Origin of the sequence: Glaciecola sp. 33A (genome assembly GCF_002836745.1) — a bacterium.
Lineage (GTDB): Bacteria > Pseudomonadota > Gammaproteobacteria > Enterobacterales > Alteromonadaceae > Glaciecola.
In genome coordinates this window covers 371,530-377,628 of record NZ_PJAR01000043.1, presented here as the reverse complement: position 1 = coordinate 377,628, position 6,099 = coordinate 371,530, and the positions used below count along the sequence as shown (strand labels likewise).

9 protein-coding genes are annotated in these 6,099 nt (G+C 42.1%); 1 reads left to right on the top strand and 8 read right to left on the bottom strand.

All coding sequences use genetic code 11. From position 1 onward, the window contains the following. Nucleotides 1-279: 279 nt before the first annotated feature. Nucleotides 280-1,065, top strand: coding sequence for a hypothetical protein (locus CXF81_RS16035; protein ID WP_101182332.1), 786 nt, complete (start codon nt 280-282; stop codon nt 1,063-1,065). A gap of 112 nt (nt 1,066-1,177) precedes the next feature. Here the strand turns inward: CXF81_RS16035 and rplQ are convergent, their stop codons facing one another. The 8 genes from rplQ to rplO all read right to left on the bottom strand — a co-directional run bounded on the left by rplQ (nt 1,178) and on the right by rplO (nt 6,098). After that, nucleotides 1,178-1,576, bottom strand: a complete 399-nt coding sequence (gene rplQ / locus CXF81_RS16030; RefSeq protein WP_101182331.1) for a 50S ribosomal protein L17 — start codon at nt 1,574-1,576, stop codon at nt 1,178-1,180. A 41-nt stretch (nt 1,577-1,617) separates the two neighbouring features. After that, nucleotides 1,618-2,607, bottom strand: coding sequence for a DNA-directed RNA polymerase subunit alpha (gene rpoA, locus CXF81_RS16025; protein WP_026843352.1), 990 nt, complete (start codon nt 2,605-2,607; stop codon nt 1,618-1,620). Nucleotides 2,608-2,627: 20 nt separating this feature from the next. Next, nucleotides 2,628-3,248, bottom strand: a complete 621-nt coding sequence (rpsD, locus tag CXF81_RS16020; protein ID WP_006011592.1) for a 30S ribosomal protein S4 — start codon at nt 3,246-3,248, stop codon at nt 2,628-2,630. A gap of 24 nt (nt 3,249-3,272) precedes the next feature. Beyond that, complete coding sequence (gene rpsK, locus CXF81_RS16015; RefSeq protein WP_101182330.1) at nt 3,273-3,662, bottom strand: 30S ribosomal protein S11; 390 nt, start codon at nt 3,660-3,662, stop codon at nt 3,273-3,275. Nucleotides 3,663-3,674: 12 nt separating this feature from the next. Next, nucleotides 3,675-4,031 carry a 30S ribosomal protein S13 gene (gene rpsM / locus CXF81_RS16010; RefSeq protein ID WP_006011594.1) on the bottom strand — a complete coding sequence of 119 codons (357 nt, stop codon included), beginning with the start codon at nt 4,029-4,031 and terminating at the stop codon, nt 3,675-3,677. A gap of 157 nt (nt 4,032-4,188) precedes the next feature. Beyond that, nucleotides 4,189-4,302, bottom strand: coding sequence for a 50S ribosomal protein L36 (gene rpmJ, locus CXF81_RS16005; protein ID WP_081585804.1), 114 nt, complete (start codon nt 4,300-4,302; stop codon nt 4,189-4,191). Nucleotides 4,303-4,347: 45 nt separating this feature from the next. Beyond that, nucleotides 4,348-5,658, bottom strand: a complete 1,311-nt coding sequence (gene secY / locus CXF81_RS16000) for a preprotein translocase subunit SecY (protein ID WP_101182329.1) — start codon at nt 5,656-5,658, stop codon at nt 4,348-4,350. Nucleotides 5,659-5,663: 5 nt separating this feature from the next. Further along, on the bottom strand, nt 5,664-6,098 hold the full coding sequence (gene rplO, locus CXF81_RS15995; RefSeq protein WP_101182328.1) for a 50S ribosomal protein L15: 435 nt from the start codon (nt 6,096-6,098) through the stop codon (nt 5,664-5,666). Nucleotide 6,099: the final 1 nt, after the last annotated feature.

Sequence of the window (6,099 nt, the reverse complement as noted above, 5' to 3'; positions counted from 1 at the left end):
CCCAATTAATTAACTATTTTCAAATTAACGTAATTGCCGGACTTACCTTTGTTTATGGTAACAAAACAATAATAAATCTAAACTTTCTTAATATTTTGTAGTCATATACTATTAAGCAAAGACATTATCTTGAAAGCGACGCGCATTGTAGTCATTTATACGATTAGGTCAATAGTAATACGCATAAAAGTTGATATATATTTCACTAAAGGGTAATTTAACATTCCTGTTACAGACTCTTGTTGTTCCGATAAGATTAAAACGGAAGAGGAAAAACACATGAAACTCTCGGTACTAGCAATTAGTGTATTATTGATAAGCACCGGTTCAGCCGTTGCGCAGGCAGACAGCACTAATGAACTAGTCAATGACTCCGAACAGTCGAGTCAGTTTCTAATACAGCAAGTTCGCAGTAGTAATTCGGTTGGCAGAGCAATCCGAACAGTTTTGGCCCGCTACCCTGAAAACACACCTGAGTTAGTTGAAATAGCATTAGATACGTATCCCGAGAAATACCGTGAGATTGTCTCTGCTGCCGTGTCATCTCAGCCAGCATATATTGATGACATTCTTGAGCTTGCACTTGCACGCGAACTCGCTCCAGCGACTGAGCTTGTTACCTTAGCTATCAACGCAGAACCAAGTTACGCAGAATATGTAGCCGAAGCAGCATGTAAATTTTCCCCAGATCAGTTTAATGAGATTGTTAAGACCGCAGTATCAATGGAACCTGACTCGGCTGATCAAATAGCAAAACGATTAGCCAGAACTTATCCAAACAAAATATTGGAGGTTTTAGTAACCACCATTCAAGAAGTTCCTCTGGTAGGTAAGTACGTAGTCGACGCATTACTCGCGTTATTTCCGGTTGATTCCTCAGAGTCTGAATCAATGATCATTATCTCGGTCGAACAATTGGCAAAACACCCAGAAGCTTTAGAGCGTTTAGTTGAAATAGCAGAACGCCGCGGTATCCAACAAGACTTAATCAGTGCCAGTGCAATGAGAGGCGGATTAACCGATGCTCAAGCAAAGCTATACGTCGATCGACACTACATAAAATAGTCAATACCTTCGCGGCACTGCAAACCATTAAGGTATTTACTATTTCTTATATAACAAAAAACCCGGCAAAAGCCGGGTTTTTTAATTTCAACCTCTAATTAGAAATTGAATACTATTCTGTTACTTCTACTATTTCTTCAGTAGCTTCAACAACAGGACGGTCAACTAATTCAACGTAAGCCATTGGAGCTTTGTCACCTGTACGGAAACCACACTTCAATATACGACTATATCCACCTGGACGTGCACCGTAGCGCGGGCCAAGTTCGTTAAACAATTTACCTACCACTTCTTTATCACCCGTTCTTGCAAAAGCAAGACGACGATTAGCAACACTGTCTTGCTTTGCTAATGTGATTAGCGGCTCAATTACTCGACGTAGTTCTTTCGCTTTAGGCAACGTAGTCTTAATAACTTCGTGCTTAACCAAAGAACCAGCCATGTTTTTAAACATTGCTTGTCTGTGGCTGCTATTGCGATTTAACTGTCTACCACTCTTGCGATGGCGCATAGCTATATCCTTTTTTACAAATCAGTTTATCTAAACTCTGATTAATCTTTTTCAGCGATTGATTCTGGAGGCCAGTTTTCTAGGCGCATGCCTAGTGACAAGCCACGAGAAGCAAGTACATCTTTAATTTCTGTAAGCGACTTCTTACCTAAGTTAGGCGTTTTAAGAAGTTCTACTTCAGTACGCTGCACTAGGTCACCAATATATTGGATAGCTTCCGCTTTCAAACAGTTAGCAGAACGAACCGTTAATTCTAAATCATCGACTGGACGAAGTAGAATTGGATCAAATTCTGGTTTTTCTTCTTTCTCAACTGGCTCTGAAATGTCACGTAACTCTACGAACGCATCTAATTGCTCAGCTAAGATAGTAGCAGCACGACGAATCGCTTCTTCTGGATCTAAAGTACCGTTAGTTTCCATATCGATAATTAGCTTGTCTAAGTCAGTGCGTTGTTCAACACGGGCTGACTCTACAGAATAAGCAATACGCTCTACTGGACTGTATGAAGCATCAACTAATAAACGACCAATTGGACGATCATCATCTTCAGAGGAACGACGAGTTGAAGCTGGAACATAACCTCGGCCCATCTCTACTTTAATACGCATGCTAAACTCAGCTTCGCCAGTCAAAGTACAAATAACATGCTCTGGATTTACGATCTCAACGTCACCATCGTGCTGGATATCACCGGCAACAACGATACCCGCACCAGATTTAACTAGTGTCAGCGTTGCTTCGGTTTTACCTTCAAGACGAACAGCTAGCCCTTTAAGGTTAAGCAAAATTTCAATTACGTCTTCTTGAACACCTTCTTTAGTGCTGTACTCATGTAACACACCATCGATTTCAACTTCAGTCACTGCACAACCTGGCATAGACGAGAGTAAAATACGGCGTAATGCATTACCTAAAGTATGGCCGAAGCCTCGCTCTAAAGGCTCTAGTGTTACTTTTGCACGAGTAGGTGAAACATTTTCAATTTCAACTAATCTTGGCTTTAGGAATTCGGTCACTGAACCCACAATGTATCCTCTTTAGTTAATCTTTACTTAGAGTAAAGTTCGACAATCAACTGTTCGTTAATGTCCGCAGACAAATCCGTTCTTTCTGGAACGCGTTTAAAAACGCCTTCCATCTTCGTATTGTCGACTTCCAACCAAGTTGGTTTTTCGCGTTGATCTGCTAATTCTAGTGCAGAAACAATACGGGCCTGTTTTTTCGCTTTTTCACGAACAGCAACCACATCTTCAGCTTTTACGTTGAATGATGGAATGTTGACTACTTTACCGTTTACCACGACAGCTTTATGGCTGACTAGTTGACGGGCTTCAGCACGAGTGCTTGCAAAACCCATACGATACACAACGTTATCTAAACGTTGTTCAAGAAGTTGCAACAAGTTTTCACCTGTATTGCCTTTGAGACGTGCTGCTTCTTTATAGTAGTTTCTAAACTGTTTTTCTAATACGCCATACATACGACGTACTTTTTGCTTTTCACGCAACTGCACACCATAATCAGACAAACGACCGCGACGGGCGCCGTGCTGACCAGGAGGAGTGTCAATTTTACACTTACTTTCAATTGCTCTTACGCCGCTTTTAAGGAACAAATCAGTTCCTTCACGACGACTTAGCTTGAGTTTTGGACCCAAATATCTAGCCATGATCTTTCTCCAACTGTCCGTCGATTAAACGCGACGTTTTTTCGGTGGACGACAACCGTTGTGAGGTATAGGCGTCACATCGGTAATATTTGTGATCTTGTAACCCGACGCATTTAGCGCGCGGATTGCAGATTCACGACCTGGACCTGGGCCCTTAACGAACACCTCAATGTTCTTTAAGCCGTAATCCTGAGCAGCTAATCCAGCTCTTTCAGCAGCAACCTGTGCAGCGAAAGGCGTTGATTTGCGTGAACCACGGAAACCAGATCCACCAGAAGTTGCCCATGATAGAGCATTACCCTGACGATCAGTGATAGTCACAATTGTGTTGTTGAAAGAAGCATGGATATGAGCCATACCATCTGCAACTTGACGTTTTACGCGCTTGCGGGCGCGAGTAGGAGCTTTAGCCATTGTAACCCTCGCTTACTTTTTAATAGGTTTGCGAGGACCTTTACGGGTACGCGCGTTTGTTTTAGTACGCTGACCACGTAGAGGTAAGCTACGACGATGGCGAATACCACGGAAGCAACCTAGGTCCATCAAACGTTTAATGCTCATTGATACTTCACGGCGAAGGTCACCCTCAACTGTAAATTTAGCAACTTCTTCACGAAGTTTATCAATGATCGTTTCATCAAGATCTTTCATCTTGGTTGATTCTGATACACCTGCACCAACACATATTGCTTTCGCTCGTGTTGCGCCAATGCCGAAAATTGCTTGAATAGCAATTACAGCGTGTTTGTGATCAGGAATGTTAATGCCAGCGATACGGGCCATTAACAGCACTCCTTATATTTAGTGTTACTAGCCTAAAAAGCCCGATAGGATACTTACCCAGTAACAAAAATGCAAATAAAGGTTTTAAGGCTCGGGTACTAGTACAGTAACCCGATATTAAAAACCATGTTTTTACTCTAATTTAAAAGAGTTTGGATTAACCTTGCCTTTGCTTATGCTTAGGCTCTACACAGATCACTCTAACAACGCCGTTACGTTTTATGACCTTGCAGTTACGGCAAATCCGCTTAACGGATGCACGAACTTTCATCACATCACTCCGTAAATAGCTAACTTAAAGGGGTAGGCACATTGCCTAGCCCTTAAGATTCGCTTTCTTAAGAACATCCCCATATTGATGTGACATCAAATGAGTCTGTACCTGCGCCATAAAGTCCATTACCACAACACATATAATGAGTAGTGATGTACCACCGAAGTAAAACGGAACGTTAAACCACAGTAGTAAGAACTCGGGCACCAAACAAACAAAAGTAATATAGAGAGCACCGGCTAATGTCAAACGAGTCATTACCTTATCGATATATCGAGAGGTTTGCTCACCTGGACGAATGCCAGGAACAAAAGCGCCAGATTTCTTTAGATTATCAGCTGTTTCGCGTGGATTAAACACTAATGCCGTATAAAAAAAGCAGAAGAAAATAATCGTTGCAGCATAAAGCATAACGTATAAAGGCTGCCCCGGAGACAATGCTAGCGATACATCAGTCAAGAACGAGAATGTCTCGTTCTGACCAACCATACCAGCAAGCGTGCCAGGGAAAAGGATGATGCTTGATGCAAAGATAGGTGGAATAACACCCGCCATATTTACCTTTAAGGGTAAATGTGAGCTCTGCGCTGCAAAAACCTTGCGACCTTGTTGGCGTTTTGCGTAGTTAACAACAATGCGACGTTGCGCACGTTCTACGAAAACAACCAAGTATGTCAACGCTACGATGATGGCACCGATAACTAACAAGAATAGAAGATTAATCTCACCTAGTCTTGCCTGTTCAGCAGTTTGACCAATCGCTGTTGGTAAACCCGCTACGATACCAGCGAAAATAAGTATCGAAATACCATTTCCAATGCCGCGTTCTGTAATCTGTTCACCTAACCACATTAAAAACATGGTACCGGTAACCAAACTTACGATAGCTGTAAAATAGAAACCAATGCCAGGGTTTACTACTAAACCTTGAACCAAATTTGGCAGACCAGTAGCAATACCTACAGACTGAAAAATAGCTAACATCAAAGTAAGATACCTTGTGTATTGACTAATTTTCCGTTTACCTGCTTCACCTTCTTTTTTAAGTTCCATCAATGGAGGGTACATATGCGAAAGCAACTGCATAATAATAGAAGCAGTAATGTAAGGCATGATCCCTAACGCTAGTACTGAAGCACGCTCAAGAGCACCACCAGAGAACATATTCATCATCTCTACTATAGTGCCTTTCTGTTGTTCAAATAATTGAGCCAACACGTTGCCGTCAATACCAGGGATAGGCACGTAAGAGCCCAGCCTAAACACGATAATTGCTCCAAGAACAAATAGTAAGCGGGCCTTAAGCTCGCTTAGTCCACCTTTTGCTCCTGAATCTTGTCCTGGTTTTGCCATTTAGCTTATTCCTCTACTTTACCGCCAGCCGCGTTAATCGCTTCGAGTGCACCTTTGCTAACTCGGATACCGCTTAAAGTAACAGAACGCTTAATTTCGCCACTCTTCATGACTTTAACAAACAGGATTTCTTTTTTAATAAGACCCGCTGTTTTTAAAGTTTCAAGATTAACAATATCGCCTTCTACTTTAGCAATTTCACTGAGAGTAACTTGGTCAGTTACGAACGATTTACGTGACGTAAAACCGAATTTCGGTAAACGACGTTGAAGAGGCATTTGACCACCTTCAAAACCAGGTCTAACAGTACCGCCTGAGCGAGACTTTTGACCTTTATGACCGCGACCACCAGTTTTGCCTAAGCCAGAACCGATACCGCGACCTGCGCGCTTACTTGCTTTGTTAGCTCCTTCGGCAGGAGCGAGAGTATTAAGTCTCATA